The organism is Streptomyces fragilis (genome assembly GCF_003112515.1).
GTDB classification, from domain to species: domain Bacteria; phylum Actinomycetota; class Actinomycetes; order Streptomycetales; family Streptomycetaceae; genus Streptomyces; species Streptomyces fragilis.
Genome location: NZ_BEVZ01000002.1, coordinates 432,466 through 448,099, shown reverse-complemented (window position 1 = coordinate 448,099; position 15,634 = coordinate 432,466). Strand labels below are relative to the sequence as shown.

Below are 15,634 nucleotides of genomic sequence, written 5' to 3'. Positions count from 1 at the left end.
GCGGCCCCGTCCGACCCGCGCTGCGTGAGGTCGGACGGGGCCGCGGCGGCCGCTCCGGGACGTCGGGCCCGCGGCGCTCCACGGGCCGGGCCGCGCGGGTCAGTCGCCCGCGGCGTCCTTCGCGGCGAGCACGATCTGCGTCTGGGTGGTCTGCCCCACGAGCCGGTCCTCGTCGTCCTTCAGGTCGGTCTGGACAACGATCAGCGTCCTGCCGACGTGCAGGGGGCGCGCGGTGGCGTGGACGCGGCCCCCGGTCACCGGTCGCAGGAAGTTGGTCTTGGACTCTACTGTGGACGTCCCGGCTCCCGCGGGGAGGTTGAGGTAGGCGCACACGGCGCCCACCGAGTCCGCCAGGGCCATCAGCGCCCCGCCGTGCAGGGCGCCGCCCACGGTGCAGGCCTCCGGGGACCAGGGCAGGCTGCCCACGGTGCGGTCGGAGCCGGCCTCGTGGAGTGCGATGCCGAGGTGGGAAGCGAACGGAAGGGCGGCGAGGAGGTCGGCCGGTCGGGGGAACGTCGTCTCGGAGGAGGACATGGCGGGCTGCCTTTCGGATGCGGGCACGCGTGCGGATGTCGTCCGGCGTCGTCCTGGCAGTGATCATCCGCCATGCCGGCGCGCGGTGCGGCCGCCTTCGCCGAACCGGCCGGGGCGACGTTCCCCCTCGTGCTCACGCGGCGCGCTTCAGGATCTGCTTCACCTCGCCGCTGCGCACGGGCGCACTCACCTCGTGGAGGAAGGACGCCACCTCGCGGTAGGAGCTCCAGAACCCCACCTCGTGGTACGGAATACCGCGCTCCGCGCAGTACTCCATGGTCAGCTCCCGGGCCCGGGGGAGGTTGCGCTGCGCCATGGACGGGAACAGGTGGTGCTCGATCTGGTAGTTCAGGCCGCCGTACATGAAGTCGACGATCCAGGAGGGGCGGATGTTCCTCGACGTCAGGACCTGCCGCTCCAGCCAGTCCAGCGTCTCCTCCTCGCCGTCGCGCACCTCCATCCCCTTGTGGTTCGGCGCGAAGAGCATGCCGAAGTAGAAGCCCTGGGCGGCGTACTGGACCACGATGAACGAGACCGCGAGCAGGGGCGGGAGCAGCCAGAACGTCAGGCCCAGGTAGATCGCCGCGCGCACCACGATCAGGGAGCCCTCGAGCAGCGGCTGCTTGACCCGGCCGTTGAGGATCTCCTTCACGGCCGTCTTGTTCATCTTCGCCGACTCCAGGACGAGCAGCACGAAGAACAGCACGCTCTGGTAGCGCACGATGAACTTCTTCGTGCCGCGGCGTGCCGCGTACTGCTTGATGTCGAAGATCGCCGTGCGGCGCCCGATGTCGGGGTCCATGTCCAGGTGGTTGGGATTGCTGTGGTGGCGGTTGTGGTGATTGACCCACCAGCCGTAGCTCGCACCGTTGATCAGGTTCGCGTGGATGTACCCGACCGCGGTGGCGGCGCGCTTGCTGCGGAACATGGCCTTGTGGCCCGCGTCATGGAACATGAACGCGCTCTGGGCCCCGCACACGCCCATGTACACGGCCACCGCCAGCTGCCACCAGCTGTCGCCGACCAGGAAGAAGGCGACGAGGCCCAGGACCAGGAGTAAGGCGTTCAGGGTCAGCCGGCCCATGTAGTACCTGGGGTCGAAGTCGAGCAGCCCCTCGGCCTTGACCCGCTTGAGGAGCTCGGCGAAGGTCGCCGAGGCCCCCACGGCCGGCTGGGCCGGGGCCGGCCCGGCCGGCGTCAGCGGCGTGACGACGCCCGGCGAGGAGGAATCGTGTGGCGATGGCATACGGTGCACTCCTTGGAATGAGGTACCCGACGAGCGGGCGGCGCGACACCATCGGTTGCGCGGCCGGAAGCTGTGCGGCGACGACAACGGTGTCGCCGCGGTCGCTCGCAGCCCTGAACCGCGGGTGTACCGGATCGGTGCGGTGCCTGTGTCCTGCCTCGGGCGATACGGCGATCAGCCTTCCGTATCGCACTGATGCACGACTGATACGGGGCTGACCGGGGGCAGGCGCGCGGGTTCAGGCCGCGGTCGGTTCGGTGTCGAGGCGGGCGTCGAGGGCGAGCAGGAGCTCGTCGGCCTCCCGGGCCACCGACTCGTCGTCGGGCAGCCCCATGATGCGCATGAGCTGCTCGACCATGGACTGGCGCAGGGCATCCGTGCTGAGGTCGGAGTGGGACATGCGTGACTCCTTGTCGCGAGAACGGAAGTGGGTGTCAGAAGGCGTTGCTGGCGCGGAAGATGTGCGCGAAGCCGGCCAGTGAGGCGTGCTTCTCGAAGGCCACGTACTCGGGGATGGCGACGTCGGCCCCCCACTTGTGCTTGTAGGAGAGCTGCGTCTGCGCGGGGTACAGGGCGGCGCCCTGGTCCCACAGGAAGTGCATCAGCCACTGGAAGGCGGGGCTGTGTCCGGCGATCTCGTGCCGGGCGTCCAGCCCGGTGAAGGGGGTGAAGCCGAAGTGGAGCCACTCCACGCCCTCCCGGCGGAACTCCTCGATGGCGTGGGCGTTGATCGCCTCCATGATCCCGGGCGAGCCGCTGGGGATCCGCCGGCTCAGGTCGTGCATCCATCCGGACCGGGTGCCGTACACGGGCGAGTAGGAGATGTAGCCGACGGGCCGGTCGTCGATCGTGCCGAGGAAGAGCCGGCGCAGACGCTGCGCCGGTCCACCCGTCTGACCCACCAGGAACTCCAGCGGGCGGGCGTGCTCACCCTTGGAACCCAGCCACGCCTGGTCGATCTCGTCCAGCGCCTGATGCCAGTCCTCGAGGATGACCTCCCGTACCGTCAGGCCGTTGCGGTGCGCGCGGGAGATCTTGTTGCGCAGTTGCATGAAGCGCGTGCCGCGCAGGGTGTGCCCGGCGATCTCCACGGCCCACGAAGCGCCGATCTGGTTGACCGTGAAGCCGTGGCGGGCGTATGCCTCGGCGTCGTGTCGCTGCAACTGGACGCCGACGAGGGTCAGCCCCTCGCCGCGCAGGTGGTCGAGAAAGCACTCGAGCAGGGTGTCGTAGGAGTCCGGGGCGGCGAAGGGTCCGCCCAACTGGACGGCGTACCGACCTGTCCGGCGGTACACGATCACGCCGTCGGTTCCCGGTGCGGTGAAGACGCTGTTCCCCTCGTTCAGCGCCAGGAACGAGCTCGGATTCTCGGCCTGGGTAAATGTGGCGACAGCCCGGAGAACCGGGCTGTCCGTTTCTGTCACAGACACGTCCATGCTCCCTCTTCAAGGAATTGGGCCGGGAAGAGTAGAACACCTGCCGGCCGGTCACCGAAAGGGGAAACGGGTATTTTCCGGGACGTCAGCGGAACGTCAGTCCCGTATCAGGGGGGCCTGGCAGAGTATTACTCGTGAACAGCCCGCCGGTCGGGTTCGCTCACAGGGAGAGGTGCCCGGAGCGGTTTATCGGGGACCTGGGTGCAAACTCGAGGTCGGATCCTTGTGGTCCACGCAGGTTCGAATCCTGCCCTCTCCGCCGCCCGCCAGCCGGGCAAAGTTCAGGAGAGGTGCCCGGAGCGGTTTATCGGGGACCTGAGTGCAAACTCGAGGTCGGATCCTTGTGGTCCACGCAGGTTCGAATCCTGCCCTCTCCGCCGCCCGCCAGCCGGGCAAAGATCGGGAGAGGTGCCCGGAGCGGTTTATCGGGGACCTGAGTGCAAACTCGAGGTCGGATCCTTGTGGTCCACGCAGGTTCGAATCCTGCCCTCTCCGCCGCCCGCCAGCCGGGCAAAGTTCAGGAGAGGTGCCCGGAGCGGTTTATCGGGGACCTGAGTGCAAACTCGAGGTCGGATCCTTGTGGTCCACGCAGGTTCGAATCCTGCCCTCTCCGCCGATGAGAGGACCCCGCCCCGGCGGGCCGGCGCGAGGCCGGCCGGCCGGGGCGGGGTCCGTGTGGCCCAGGACGGCGCCACCGCTGCCGCGGCCCGGCGTTCACCCGGCGGCCGGCACGGCCTCCTGGTATCCCAGCGTCCGGTGGGCGAGCTCCAGGACACTGTGCGTGATCTCCTCGCAGTCGAGGTCTCCGCCCCGCGCGATGAATTCGTCCAACAGCCCGTCGGCCGCGTGGTAGATCATGCGGAAGCCCCAGTCGGCGTTGCGGCTGCGGAAGACCCCGGCCCGCTCCCCGCGGGAGACGAACTCACAAATGCGGTCCATCACCCGCGCGTTGGACTCCCTGCACAGGTCCAGCGCCTTCGCGTTCGCCGACCCGTAGACCAGACGGCGCAGTTCGGCATGGTCGACAGCGTGCCGGATCAACTGGGTCAGCAGCTCGTCCAGCGTCGGCCACCAGGCCTCGCCCTTCGCCAGGATCGACTCGGTGGTCTCGTAGAAGACGCTGACGTACTCCTCCCACATGGCTCCGAGCACGTGGTCCTTGGTCTCGAAGTACATGTAGAAGCTGCCCTTGCCCATGCCGGCAGCTGTGGTGATGTCCTGGATGGTGGCCTCGGAGAACCCGATGGTGCTGAAAACCTCCCAGCTGGCCCGCAGGATGTCGGCCCGCCGGGCCTCCGGACTCTTGTGGACACGCTTGCGCTTGACCGGTTTCGAGATCTCGGCCACCCCGCACACCCTCCTTCCGTGGCTCAGCTGATCGTCAGCGTACATGACCGGGCGTCAGACGATGGGCTGACTGACGGTCGGTCCCGTGACCGGGCAAGCCTCTGACTTGCAGTTATGGGTCGGCCGCGTCGTCGCGTTGACCGGCTTTGTCCCTCCTTCCTCCACTCCGAGGAACACCGGCCCCGTGACGGCTCGGGGCCGGCGGGCCGCCCGGGTCCGGCCCGCCCTCCGCACCGCGGGGCCACCCTCGCCCCGCCGCCGGCGGGACAGCCGGTCACCCCTTACGACCGCCCGCACCGCGCGAACTCATCGGCCCCGGCTCAGGATTGGCGCGCGCTCGGCCTCCCGGCCGGGACCCGGAGTCGCTCCGGCGCACCCGGGACCGGCAGCTCCGCTCACCAGGCACTCCCCGGTGTCCCCCTCCGCGGACCCGTACGCCCGCCACCCGGCATCGGTCGACGCCGGAAGGGATCACATGGAATCCGCCATTCGACCGGAGACGGCGGCCGCTCCCCGCACAACCGGTCCGGTGTGCCGCCATCCGGCCGCCGGTTCTGCCGCCGACCGTGCACGACGCCGTGACCTGCGGCATCGGACTGCCGTGCCCCCGAGCGCCTCCCGGCAGGCGCCCGCGCCCCGAATCCGGCTCGCCGTCCTCGCGCCCGGTTGCCGCCGCTATCCAGCCATCGTGTTTGGCTTCGGCGGTGTACGGAAAGTTTCCCGTCGGTGGAGAGCGGGTGCTGCGACTGAATATGCCTTCCGATGGGAATGCATGTGTGCGAGAATCCAGCACCGTGTGTAAAGAGCTGTGACGCAGAGCGGCCGATCGGGCCTCATGCGTTCAACGGGGGGCGGCATGACGTGGGATCCATACGACATTTCGGTCTCCGAGCCTTTCGCAGCGACTCTCGACGGGGCGAGAGTCGGTCCGCATTCTGACGCAGACAACTGCAAGGGAGTACGGTGTGCTGCATTTCTCGATACTCGGGGCCTTGGAAATAAGAACCTCCGCAGGTAAGGCGGAGATACCGGGAGATCTTCAGCGGTCCCTCATCCAGGTGTTACTCGTGAGCGAGGGCCGGTCCGTATCCGGAGAGACGCTCGCCGAGGAGATGTGGGGCGACTCCGCGCCGGACAATCAGGCCAACGCGCTCCAGGCACACATCAGCCGGCTGCGCCGGCGCCTGAAATCGCTCGAACCCGACAGCCCCGTCTCGCGTCTGAGTACACATCCCTCCGGTTACCGGCTGACGGTGGCCGCGGGGGAACTCGACGCCGACGAGTTCGTCAAGAAGATCGCGGAGGCGGAGACGCTGCTGGCCGCGCGGCCCGAGCGGGCGGCGGAGCTGCTGCGTCAGGCCCTGGGCATGTGGCGGGGGCCGGCGTTCGGCCATTTCCCGGGCGGCGCCGTGTGCCGTCTGGCCGGTGCCCGCTACGAGGAGCAACGGCTGCGCGCGATGGAGCTTCTCTTCGACGCCGAGCTGAGGGTCGGCCGGCATGCGCGGATCCTGGCCGAACTCAACGAGGCCCACATCAGCAACCCCTTGCGGGAACGCTTCTGCGAACAGTTCATGATCGCTCTGTACCGGTCGGGCCGTCAGGCGGACGCCCTTGACGCCTACCGTCGTATGTGGCGCCGGCTCAGCGACGAGATCGGCGTCCTGCCCTCACCGTCCCTGCGCGGGGTGGAGCACGCGATCCTGTCGCACGCCCCCGAACTCACACCGGGTGACGACTGTCCCGTCTCCCAGTCGGCCTGAGGCGGGATGCCCCGCGCCGAAGCGGGGCTGCCGCGGGTTGCCCCGCGCGGAAGCGGGGTCCGGCCGCGCCGCGGCGGGATGCCCCGCGCCCGAGCGGGGGCCGGCCGCGCGGTGCACGACTCGGCGTGTGCCGGGTCCTGCACCGCGCCCGCTCAGCCGGTGCGGCCGCCGGGCAGGATCCGGCGGAACCCGGTGTACGGGACGAGGGCCTCCGGCAGCACCACGCTCCCGTCCGCCCGCAGGCCCTGCTCCAGCAGGGCGGCCACGGTGCGGCCGATGGGCAGGGCGGAGCCGTTGAGCGTCGCGGCGGGCGCCTTGCGGCCGTCGGCGGTGCGGTAGCGGATGCCCGCCCGCCGGGCCTGGAACGTCCCGCAGTCCGACACCGAGGAGATCTCCCGGAACGCCCCGCTGCCGGGCAGCCACACCTCCAGGTCGTACGTCATCCGCGCGGAGAACCCCATGTCCCCGGCGGGCAGCAGCATCACCCGGTACGACAGCTCCAGGCGCCTCAGGCACTCCTCCACCTGGCCGACCATCAGCTCGAGTTCGGCCTGGGCGTGCTCGGGCCGGCAGATCCGTACCAGCTCCACCTTCTCGAACTGGTGCAGCCGCAGCACCCCCCGGGTGTCACGGCCGTACGAGCCCGCCTCCGAGCGGAAGCACGGGGTGTGCGCGGTCAGGGCGAGCGGCAGGTCGCCGGGGTCCAGGACCTCGCCGGCCACCAGGTTGGTCAGCGGGACCTCCGCGGTGGGGATCAGGAAGAGTTCCCGGTCCGAGACGCGGGTGGCGAACAGGTCCTCCTCGAACTTCGGCAGTTGCCCGGTACCGGTCAGTGTCCTGCGGTTGACCAGGAACGGCACGGCGTGCTCGGTGTAACCGTGCGTCTCGGTGTGCAGGTCCAGCAGGAACGCGGCCAGCGCCCGTTCGAGCCGTGCGCCCGCGCCCCGGCTGACGTGGAACCGGGAGCCCGACAGCCGGGCCGAGCGCTCGGTGTCGAAGATGCCGAGCGCGCTGCCGATGTCGGCGTGATGGCGTGCCCCGTCCGGGGCCGCGTCCACCGCAGGCCCGCCGCGGCGCACCTCGACCGCCTCCTTCTCCGAACGGCCGTCGGGCACCGTGTCGAGCGGGAGGTTGGGGATCCGCAGCAACTGGTCGGTGAGGTGCTCCGCGGCGGCACGCGCGGCCGCCTCGGCCGTCTGGACGCGCTCGCGCAGGGCTCGTGCCGCCTCACGCCCGGCGTCGGTGGGCGCACGGTCCGCGCCGGCCCGCACCTGACGGGCGGCGGCCTTCGCCTGTGCCCTGAGCCCGTCCACCTGCTCCTGCGCCGCGGCCCGGTGGCGGCGGGCGGCCTCCAGTGCGTCGATGTCCAGGGGGAACCCGCGGCGGGCCAGCCTCCGCGCGGCGTCCGGTCCGGCCGCGACGAGTTCGCTGAGGTCGTGCACGGATGCTCCTTCGAAGGTCGGGATGTGGGACGGCGGCGTTCGCGCCGGAGCCGGTGCTCGGAGCGGGGAGCGGAACACCGGCCGGAGCGGGCCGTGGCCGGAGCCCGGCGGCGGTGAACCGCCGGGCTCCGGCCACGGGGTGGATCAGGCCGAGGCGATGGCCAGGACCGCGTTCTGTCCGCCGAACCCGCACGACTGGCTCAGCGCCAGGTCGACGGGCATGGAGGTGGCCTCCTCCGCCACCTTGATGTCGGCGACCGGGTCGCGGGTGGTGAGGTTGGCCGTGGGCGGCACCAGGCTCTGCTCGACGGTGAGCACGGTGAACGCCGCCTCCACCGCGCCGGCGGCGCCCAGCAGGTGCCCCGTCACGCCCTTCGTCGAGGTCACCAGCGGATCGCCGGGCAGCGTGCGCTTCACCACGGCGGCCTCGATCGCGTCGTTGAGCGGGGTGGACGTGCCGTGCGCGTTGACGTGGCGCACGTCGCCGGGGGCTGCCCCCGCGTCGGCGAGGGCCGCCCGTACGGCGGCCTCGAGGCCGGTGCCGTCCGGGTGCGGGGACGTCATGTGGTGGGCGTCGGCGCTGGCCCCGTACCCGAGCACGCGGGCCCGGACCCGGGCGCCGCGCGAGCGGGCGTCGGCGGCGCGCTCCAGCACCAGGATGCCCGCGCCCTCACCGGCCACGAAGCCGTCCCGGTCGACGTCGAAGGGGCGCGACGCCGAGGCCGGGTCGTCGTTGCGCCGCGACAGCGCCCCCATCTGCGCGAACCCGGCCATCACCAGCGGAGTGATCATGGCTTCGCTGCCACCGGTCAGGACGACGTCGCAGCGGTCGAGGGCGAGCAGGTCCCGCGCCATGCCGATGGCCGTCGTGGCGGAGGCGCACGCCGTCGACACCACCAGGTTGGGTCCGGTGGCGCCGAACTCGATGGCCACCTGCCCGGCGAGCATGTTGGGCAGTTGCATGGGCAGGAGCAGCGGGGAGACCCGGCCGGGCCCCCGGGTGAGCAGCACCTCGTGCTGCGCCTCGACGGTCGTCGGTCCGCCGCCGCCGCAGCCCAGGACGACGCCCACGCGGGCGCCGTCCCAGGTCCGCGGGTCGAGGCCGGCGTCGGCCAGCGCCTCGTGGGCGGCCACCAGGGCGAACTGGGAGAAGCGGTCCAGGCGCACGGCCCTGCGGGCGCCGATCAGCGCGTCCGGGTCGAAGCCGGGGACCCGGCAGGAGATCCGCACCGGATGGTGCTCGAGGACCGGGTCGACCGCGGCGGTGGCCCGGCCCGAGCGGACGGCCGCCCAGCTCGGCCCGACCCCGATGCCGCCCGGAGTGACGAGACCGAGCCCGGTGACAGCGACATCGGTACCGGCCATCAGATCTTCGCGCCCCGGCTCTCCATCAGCGCCACCATCTCGCCGACGGTCTGCGTCTCCAGCAGTTCGTCGTCGCTGACGCTGGCCTGGAACTCGCTCTCGATCATCAGCGAGAGCTCCACGACGGCCAGCGAGTCGAGCTCGATGTCCTCGCGGGTGGCCTCGGGGGTGATCAGCTCGGGAGAGACCTTCAGCTTGTCCACGAGCAGGGACTTGAACTGTTCGAACACGACGGTTTCCTTCCAGGAATTCCAGTGGGACGGTCGGGTCGGGTCGGTCGGGTCGGTCGGGAGAAGGGGGTGGTGTCAGAAGGCCTTGACGTCCGGCCATTCGAGGGTGGTGGCGCCCCAGGCCAGTCCGCCGCCGAACGCGGTGAGCAGCACCCGGTGGCCGGCCGTGAGCCGGCCGGCCGCCGCGGACTCGGCGAGCAGCAGGGGCAGGGAGGCGCCCGCGGTGTTGCCGACGTGCTCGATGTTCGACAGCCGCCGGGCGGGCGGGATCTCCAGCCGGTCGGCGACGGCCGTCAGGATGCGGGCGTTGGCCTGGTGCGCGGCGAACCGGTCGACGTCCGCGGGCCCCGCCCCGGCCCGGGAGAGGGCTTCCCGGGAGGCGCGCGTCATGTGCTCGACCGCGTGCCGGTAGGTGTCCCGGCCGTGCATCCGGAAGTACTGCTCCTGCGGCGCGGACGGCTCTGCCCGACGCCGGCGCGATCCGCCGGCCGGCACCTCGATGAGGTGGCTGAGTTCGCCGTCGCTGCCGAGCACCAGCGGGCCCACGGCGCCCGGCTCGTCGGGGTCGCCGGCGCGCAGCACGACCGCCCCGGCGCCGTCGGCGAAGATGACGGCCGTTCCGCGGTCCTGGGGGTCGATGAGGGTGGTGAACGCCTCCGCGGCGATGAGCAGCACCCGCTCCGCGACGCCGCCGGCGATCAGGCCGGCCGCCGTGGCCAGCCCGTACAGGAAGCCCGAGCAGACCGCGGAGACGTCGAAGGCGGGAACCCCGCGGAGGCCCAGTCGCGCGGCCACGGCGGGAGCGGTGGCCGGACACGGCTGGTCGGGGGTGGTGGTCGCCAGGACCACCCCGTCGGCGACCGCGCTGCCGGCGGACTTCAGCGCGCGCTGCCCGGCCTCCACGGCCAGGTCGGAGGTGGAGGTGCCGGGGGCGACCACGTGGCGGGTGGCGATGCCGGTGCGGGTGCGGATCCACTCGTCGGTGGTGTCCAGCCGGGCCACGAGATCCTCGTTGGTGACGACGTCGGGCGGCACGTACGATCCGATGCCGGTGATCACCGCGGCCCGCCCCGGGCCGGGCCCGGACGCCGTGGCCCACCCGCTCACCGACCGCTCTCCTGGGCGGACAGGGCGTCCACGGGCAGCCCCATGTAGGCCATGCGGGCCTCGGCCATCTCGTCGGTCCACTGCTCGGCCATGTCGTAGCGCTGCTCGGCGGTGGTGTCGAGCATCCGGACGCCGGGCCAGATCTCGTAGTCGCCGATCTTGTCGGCGTGTTCGGCCATGCCCTTCTGGAACAGCTCCTCGCGGGGCAGGACGAACTCCCGGTCGGGCACCTCCTGCCAGAGCTGCGCCCCGGCGCGCAGGATCTCCAGCAGGCGCGGCCGGTACTCGGGGTGTGCGGCGACGTGGTCGCGCAGGATCGTGCTCGCCACGGTCAGGTGGCGGATCTCGTCGATGGCGGTGCCCCGGGAGATCTCCCCGGTGGCCGGCGAGAGCGGGGTCCACTTGCGCTCGCTCAGCTCGGCCGCCGGAGCGAGGACCCCCTCGATGACGATGGCGAACACGGCCACGCCGCCCGCGAAGTCGGCCTGGGCCCCGACGATCTCCTCGGTGAACTCCAGGACGGGTTCCAGGACGCGGCGCCGGTAGTCCGCCGCCATGTCGGCGACGTCCTCGACCAGCGTGCCGGCAGGCTGCCCGAGCTCCACCAGGTGCTGGCGGAAGACGCGGGCGTGCCGGGCCTCGTCGATGAGCTGGGTGGCGTAGAACTCCATCTCCGGGATGCCCGGGGCGATGGTCACGTAGCGGCCCAGGATCCGGGTGGCGAACTCCTCGGCCAGGGCGCGGAACCCGAACTCCTGGATCAGCGCCTCGCGCAGCGGGCCGGGTTCCTTCAGGAAGTCCGGGACGAGGGCGTCCGCGTGGTGGCCGGTCGCCCCGCGGTCGCGCAGGGTTCCCTGGGCGACCGAGGTGAACCAGTAGGCGAGGTCGCAGTCACGCGGGCCGAGCGTCAGTTCCTTCGCTCCGTCGAGCAGGCCGGGCGCCTTGTCCCAGTCCGCCTCGGGGGCCACGGAGTCGCTCATGCTGCCGTTTCCTTCCTGGTCCGGTGGACCGGCCCGGGGTCCCGGGCCGGGTCGAGCGAGCCGGCGAACAGCCCGCCCGCGTAACTGATCAGGGGGTCTCCCTGCCCGACGGCGGCATGGGTCACGTGACCGATCAGGAGACTGCGGTCCCCGATCCGTGACGTGCCGGAGAACCGGCAGGTGTACTGCGCCAGGGCGTCGTCCAGCAGCGGAGCGTGGGCGTACGGGTCCGGCGTCCAGGCCAGGTCCGCGAACTGCTCCAGGCCCGGGGGGCGTCCCGAGTCGGCGAAGTGCCGTGCCGTGTCGCCCTGTTCCGCCGTGAGGACGTTGACGGTGTAGCGGCCGGCCCGCGCGGCGAGGTCGGCGAACTCCGAGTCGGCGCGCAGGCAGGCGCCCAGCAGCAGGGGTTCGCGGGAGAGGAAGGGGACCGAGCTGACCGTGGTGCCGTGCACCCGCCCCTCGTGGCTGACCGTCAGCACGGCGACGGGTGCCGCCAGGTGGTAGAGCGCGCGGCGCCGTGCGGCGCGTCCTTCGGGTGTCCGGTCCCCCACGCGCACCGGGCCGGCGGTCCGGGTGGACAGTACGGTGCTCATCGGACGGCCTCCTTCGGGGCGCCGGCGTCGACGAGCTGCCGCGCCGCCGGGGTGTGCCCGACCGGGACGGGGTCACTCGCGTGGCCGACCGGCTTGGGGTGGGGCAGCCCCAGGTCGTCGAGGAGCCGCAGGTAGCCGGACTGGCGGACCGGTTCGAAGGGCAGGGCGAAGGACTTCATGAAGTTCCCGAACACGCCGCGGTCGCCGAAGAGGTGGAAGGGCAGCGCCAGCAGCGCCCATTCCGGCCCGATCAGCCACCACCACAGCGCGGCCACGGCGCCCTGCGTGATCAGGCTGTGCATGACGTTGTACAGGACGTAGTACGCCTTGGAGATCGGTCTTCCGCCGCTGCGCCGGAAGGCGATGGCTCCCGGGAAGTAGCCGATGACGTCGATGTGGAAGAACAGCACGGCGGCGGCCCACCAGCGGATCTCGCCGAAGTGGGCGATGATCAGACCGGTGGTGACGGCGAGACCGACGAGGTACTCGGCCCGGTGCAGCGCGTAGGTGCGCGGGGTCTCGAACGGGTTGGCCTGGTCCACGGTTCAGCTCCAGTGCGGTGAGGGAGTCACGCGGCGACGACCCCGTCGGGGCGGGCGTCGGTCAGGTTGACGTCGCCGACCAGCACGGTGCCGGGGAAGAGCCCGGTCAGCGTCCACGCGACGCTCTCCTTGAGCACGCGCTCGGCGATGGGGTCGAGGATGCCCTCGAGGGAGGGGATGCCGAAGTCGAAGTCGGCTGCGAAGGTGACCTCGACGTCGTCGCCGTCCTGGCGCAGCGTCCAGGTCCCGGTGAAGCTGTCGAAGTCGCCGTCGGTCTGCTCGAAGCGGACCGTGAGGGCCTCGCGGGAGAACTCGTCCCGTTCGGTCCAGCGCAGCAGGCCGCTGCGGAAGTGCAGTTCCCAGCTGGAGCTGCAGTCGTCGGAGGGCAGCGTCGCGTGCACCTCGGTCGCGTGCACGTGGGGCGCCAGCTCCGGGTAGCGCTCCCAGCGGATGATCTCGTCGAAGACGTCCGGGCCCCGCTTCGCGGGGACCACTGCCTTCAGTTCGACGTGTCGCACGTTCAGTTACCGCCTTCCGGCATCCTGGCGATGCCCTGGACCAGGGCGAGGGTCGCCCTGTCGAAGGAGTCGAGGAGATAGGCCACTTCGGCGTCGTCGAGGGTGGCGGGCGGGGTGAAGCGCACCACCGCGCTGCCGTTCATCGAGTGGTTGGCGACGACTCCGTGGTTGAACAGTTCGATCAGCAGCTCCCCGGCCAGGCCGGCCTCGACGAGCTCGATCCCGATGAGCAGGCCGCGGCCCCTGACCTCCACCAGCAGGTCGGGGATGTTCCGCCGGGCGATCTCGGTGAGCCGGGGAAGCAGCCGGGCGCCGAGGTCCATGGCGCGGGTGACCAGGCGCTCCTGCTGGACCGCCTGGATCGCCCCCTGGACGGCCGCCATCAGCAGCGGCTGGCCCGAGAAGGTGGCCGTGTGGACGAACGGGTCCTTGTCGAAGGGGCGGAACGCCTTGCGGGTGGCGACCGCGGCGGACACGGGCAGCACACCGCCGCCGAGCGCCTTGCCGGTCAGCAGGACGTCGGGGGTGATGCCGTCGATGTCGGCTCCCCACCATTCGCCCAGCCGCCCGAACCCTGTCTGCACCTCGTCGAGGATCAGGAAGCCCTCGTACTCGCGGACGAGTTCCTCGACGCGCTTGAGGTGGCCCTTGGGCGGGATGACGACGCCGCCCTCGCCCTGCACCGGCTCGAGGATGACGCAGACCTCGCCCGGGTGTGCCGACAGCTCGGCCTCCAGGGCGTCGGCGTCGCCGAACGGCAGGTGGGTGAAGTCGGGCACCAGGGGCCGGAAGGGCCGCTGGTAGACCTCCTTGGCGGTGGCCGACAGCGCGCCCAGCGTCTTGCCGTGGTAGCCGCCGTTCATGGAGACGGTGCGCTTGAAGCCGCCGGCCCGTGCCAGCTTGAGGCCCGTCTCGACGGCCTCGGCGCCCGACAGCGCGAAGTGCACGCGGTCCAGGCCGGGCGGCATGACGGACACCAGGGCCTCGGCGGCCCGGGCCACCGTCGGCTCCAGCAGGATGCGGGTGGAGGTGGGGTGGGTGCGCAGCTGGCGCTCCACGGCCTCGACGACCAGCGGATGCCGGGCGCCCATGATGAACACGCCGTAGCCGCCGGCGTTGAGGAAGCGTTCGCCGTCGCTCGTGGTCAGCCAGGCTCCGGAGGACTCCACCTCCATGTGGCTGCCGAAGAGCTCGGCGAGGGTGGCCCTGCCCTTGCTGAGGTGGGCCCGGTAGAGGCGGAGGATGTCCTCCTCCGAACCCACCCGGGATTCCTGGATCACGGTCAAGGGATTTCACTCTCCCAGTAGGTGCGCGCTGTCGTGTGCGCGGGGATCGACGGGCAGGTCAGGCCAGGTCGAGCGAGTCGCCGGCGAAGTAGCGCAGCAGGGGGTCGGCGGCCGCGGGCCGGGCGGGCGGGTGGAAGGCGAGCGGGCGGACCGCCGCGGCCAGCCGGGCGTGGTGCGATCCCGTGATGAAGTCCATGCCGCCGAGGAGCTCCAGCGCCTGCGCGGCGTTGCGGACCAGCGCGTCCTGCACGGCGTAGCGGGCCACCAGCGCCCCCGCCACGGCGGCCTCCCCCTCGGTGGAGTCGTCGCTCATGGCGCGCGCGGCGCCCTCCAGCAGGCCGAGGGCCGCCTCGTGCCGCAGGGCGAGCGCGGCGCGCTCCACGCCGGTGCCGCGTTCGCGGGTGACCACCTCGTCGACGAGGGCGGCCGCCGCGCCCGTGTACCCGGCGGAGATCAGCAGGACGAACCAGATGAAGCCGGCCGTCTGCAGGTCGTCCAGGCGGTGGGGGTCCTCGGCCGAGGTGCGCACCACCAGGTCCTCGGGGACGAAGACGTCCTCGAGCCGCACCTCGTCGCTCTCCGCGGCGGCCAGCAGGTCGCTGCCCCAGAAGGGGTGCACGCTCAGGCCGGGCGCGTCGGCCGGGACGACGGCCACGGCCAGTTCCGGCGCCCCGTCCTCGCCGGGCACGGCGATGCTCGCCGTCAGCAGGTCCATCGAGCCCGACAGGCTGCACGGCCGCTTGGACCCCGACAGCCGGTAGCCGCCCTCGACCGGGGTCGCCGTCACCGTGGGCGAGAGGATGTTCTGCTGGGTGCGTCCCTCGGCCCAGCCGGAGGCCATCAGCTTCTGCTCCGGGACGATCCGGTGCAGCAGGTCGACCTGGGCGGCGGTGAGCCTGCCCTCCTGCCCGGTCAGCGCGTACAGCATGGCGGCCGTGAAGTGGTGCATGCAGGCCGCCGCCGCCAGCGAGGGGGACAGCGAGCCCAGGGCCTGCTGCACCCGGACGGCCTCCAGCGGCGTGGCGCCGCAGCCGCCGTACTCGGCCGGGATCAGCAGCCCGACCCCGCCGTGGGCGCGGAAGAGCTCGACGACCTCGCTGCCGGGCTCCTCCCGCTCGGCGTACGGGATCTTCTCCAGCGCCTCGAGGAGGCCGGGGTGGTACTGCTCGCACACGGCACGGGCCTGGTTCAGGGAGCGCACATCAACCTCCGTGGTTCGGGGGACGGACGAGGTTCAGGGGAACGGGA

General features: G+C 71.7%; 16 protein-coding genes and 4 tRNA genes. 5 read left to right on the top strand and 15 right to left on the bottom strand.

Annotation, left to right across the window (positions count from 1 at the left end):
• Nucleotides 1–99: 99 nt before the first annotated feature.
• From Sfr03f_RS04065 to Sfr03f_RS04055, 4 genes are all read right to left on the bottom strand, one after another.
• Nucleotides 100–534 (bottom strand): PaaI family thioesterase, encoded by a 435-nt coding sequence (locus tag Sfr03f_RS04065; protein ID WP_108952298.1) that lies wholly within the window; start codon nt 532–534, stop codon nt 100–102.
• Nucleotides 535–667: 133 nt separating this feature from the next.
• Complete coding sequence (locus Sfr03f_RS04060; protein ID WP_108952297.1) at nt 668–1,780, bottom strand: fatty acid desaturase family protein; 1,113 nt, start codon at nt 1,778–1,780, stop codon at nt 668–670.
• 238 nt (nt 1,781–2,018) lie between these two features.
• Complete coding sequence (locus Sfr03f_RS30495) at nt 2,019–2,180, bottom strand: hypothetical protein (protein ID WP_170145031.1); 162 nt, start codon at nt 2,178–2,180, stop codon at nt 2,019–2,021.
• 34 nt (nt 2,181–2,214) lie between these two features.
• A complete protein-coding gene (locus tag Sfr03f_RS04055) occupies nt 2,215–3,216 on the bottom strand; it encodes a bifunctional lysylphosphatidylglycerol flippase/synthetase MprF (protein ID WP_108952296.1) in 1,002 nt (333 codons plus the stop codon).
• A gap of 166 nt (nt 3,217–3,382) precedes the next feature.
• On the opposite strand from Sfr03f_RS04055, the gene Sfr03f_RS30125 reads away from it, so the two are divergent.
• The 4 genes from Sfr03f_RS30125 (at nt 3,383) to Sfr03f_RS30110 (ending at nt 3,829) form a co-directional block, all read left to right on the top strand.
• Nucleotides 3,383–3,475: transfer RNA gene (locus Sfr03f_RS30125), tRNA-OTHER, on the top strand.
• Nucleotides 3,476–3,500: 25 nt separating this feature from the next.
• Nucleotides 3,501–3,593, top strand: a tRNA-OTHER gene (locus Sfr03f_RS30120).
• A 25-nt stretch (nt 3,594–3,618) separates the two neighbouring features.
• Nucleotides 3,619–3,711: transfer RNA gene (locus Sfr03f_RS30115), tRNA-OTHER, on the top strand.
• A gap of 25 nt (nt 3,712–3,736) precedes the next feature.
• A tRNA-OTHER gene (locus tag Sfr03f_RS30110) sits at nt 3,737–3,829 on the top strand.
• A gap of 101 nt (nt 3,830–3,930) precedes the next feature.
• Here Sfr03f_RS30110 and Sfr03f_RS04050 read toward each other — a convergent pair.
• On the bottom strand, nt 3,931–4,563 hold the full coding sequence (locus Sfr03f_RS04050; protein WP_159105538.1) for a TetR/AcrR family transcriptional regulator: 633 nt from the start codon (nt 4,561–4,563) through the stop codon (nt 3,931–3,933).
• A 965-nt stretch (nt 4,564–5,528) separates the two neighbouring features.
• Between Sfr03f_RS04050 and Sfr03f_RS04045 the strand changes: the two genes are divergently transcribed.
• The gene (locus Sfr03f_RS04045) at nt 5,529–6,323 is read left to right on the top strand and encodes an AfsR/SARP family transcriptional regulator (protein WP_108952294.1); all 795 of its coding nucleotides are present in this window, start codon (nt 5,529–5,531) and stop codon (nt 6,321–6,323) included.
• A 152-nt stretch (nt 6,324–6,475) separates the two neighbouring features.
• Here Sfr03f_RS04045 and serS read toward each other — a convergent pair whose 3' ends face one another.
• The 10 genes from serS to Sfr03f_RS03995 all read right to left on the bottom strand — a co-directional run bounded on the left by serS (nt 6,476) and on the right by Sfr03f_RS03995 (nt 15,587).
• The gene (gene serS / locus Sfr03f_RS04040; RefSeq protein ID WP_108952293.1) at nt 6,476–7,765 is read right to left on the bottom strand and encodes a serine--tRNA ligase; all 1,290 of its coding nucleotides are present in this window, start codon (nt 7,763–7,765) and stop codon (nt 6,476–6,478) included.
• Between the two features lie 144 nt (nt 7,766–7,909).
• Nucleotides 7,910–9,130 carry a beta-ketoacyl-[acyl-carrier-protein] synthase family protein gene (locus tag Sfr03f_RS04035; protein ID WP_108952292.1) on the bottom strand — a complete coding sequence of 407 codons (1,221 nt, stop codon included), beginning with the start codon at nt 9,128–9,130 and terminating at the stop codon, nt 7,910–7,912.
• Nucleotides 9,130–9,360 (bottom strand): acyl carrier protein, encoded by a 231-nt coding sequence (locus Sfr03f_RS04030; protein WP_108952291.1) that lies wholly within the window; start codon nt 9,358–9,360, stop codon nt 9,130–9,132. The genes Sfr03f_RS04035 and Sfr03f_RS04030 overlap by 1 nt, the downstream gene beginning before the upstream one ends.
• A gap of 75 nt (nt 9,361–9,435) precedes the next feature.
• Nucleotides 9,436–10,467 carry a beta-ketoacyl-ACP synthase III gene (locus Sfr03f_RS04025; protein WP_108952290.1) on the bottom strand — a complete coding sequence of 344 codons (1,032 nt, stop codon included), beginning with the start codon at nt 10,465–10,467 and terminating at the stop codon, nt 9,436–9,438.
• The gene (locus Sfr03f_RS04020; RefSeq protein WP_108952289.1) at nt 10,464–11,447 is read right to left on the bottom strand and encodes a ferritin family protein; all 984 of its coding nucleotides are present in this window, start codon (nt 11,445–11,447) and stop codon (nt 10,464–10,466) included. The genes Sfr03f_RS04025 and Sfr03f_RS04020 overlap by 4 nt, the downstream gene beginning before the upstream one ends.
• Complete coding sequence (locus Sfr03f_RS04015; protein WP_108952288.1) at nt 11,444–12,040, bottom strand: flavin reductase family protein; 597 nt, start codon at nt 12,038–12,040, stop codon at nt 11,444–11,446. The genes Sfr03f_RS04020 and Sfr03f_RS04015 overlap by 4 nt, the downstream gene beginning before the upstream one ends.
• Nucleotides 12,037–12,582: a hypothetical protein gene (locus Sfr03f_RS04010; RefSeq protein WP_108952287.1), complete on the bottom strand. Its 546-nt coding sequence runs from the start codon at nt 12,580–12,582 to the stop codon at nt 12,037–12,039. The genes Sfr03f_RS04015 and Sfr03f_RS04010 overlap by 4 nt, the downstream gene beginning before the upstream one ends.
• Nucleotides 12,583–12,608: 26 nt before the next feature.
• Nucleotides 12,609–13,100, bottom strand: a complete 492-nt coding sequence (locus tag Sfr03f_RS04005) for an aromatase/cyclase (RefSeq protein ID WP_108952286.1) — start codon at nt 13,098–13,100, stop codon at nt 12,609–12,611.
• Nucleotides 13,101–13,102: 2 nt separating this feature from the next.
• Nucleotides 13,103–14,386: an aspartate aminotransferase family protein gene (locus tag Sfr03f_RS04000; RefSeq protein WP_108952285.1), complete on the bottom strand. Its 1,284-nt coding sequence runs from the start codon at nt 14,384–14,386 to the stop codon at nt 13,103–13,105.
• A gap of 58 nt (nt 14,387–14,444) precedes the next feature.
• Nucleotides 14,445–15,587: an acyl-CoA dehydrogenase family protein gene (locus tag Sfr03f_RS03995; protein WP_108952284.1), complete on the bottom strand. Its 1,143-nt coding sequence runs from the start codon at nt 15,585–15,587 to the stop codon at nt 14,445–14,447.
• Nucleotides 15,588–15,634: the final 47 nt, after the last annotated feature.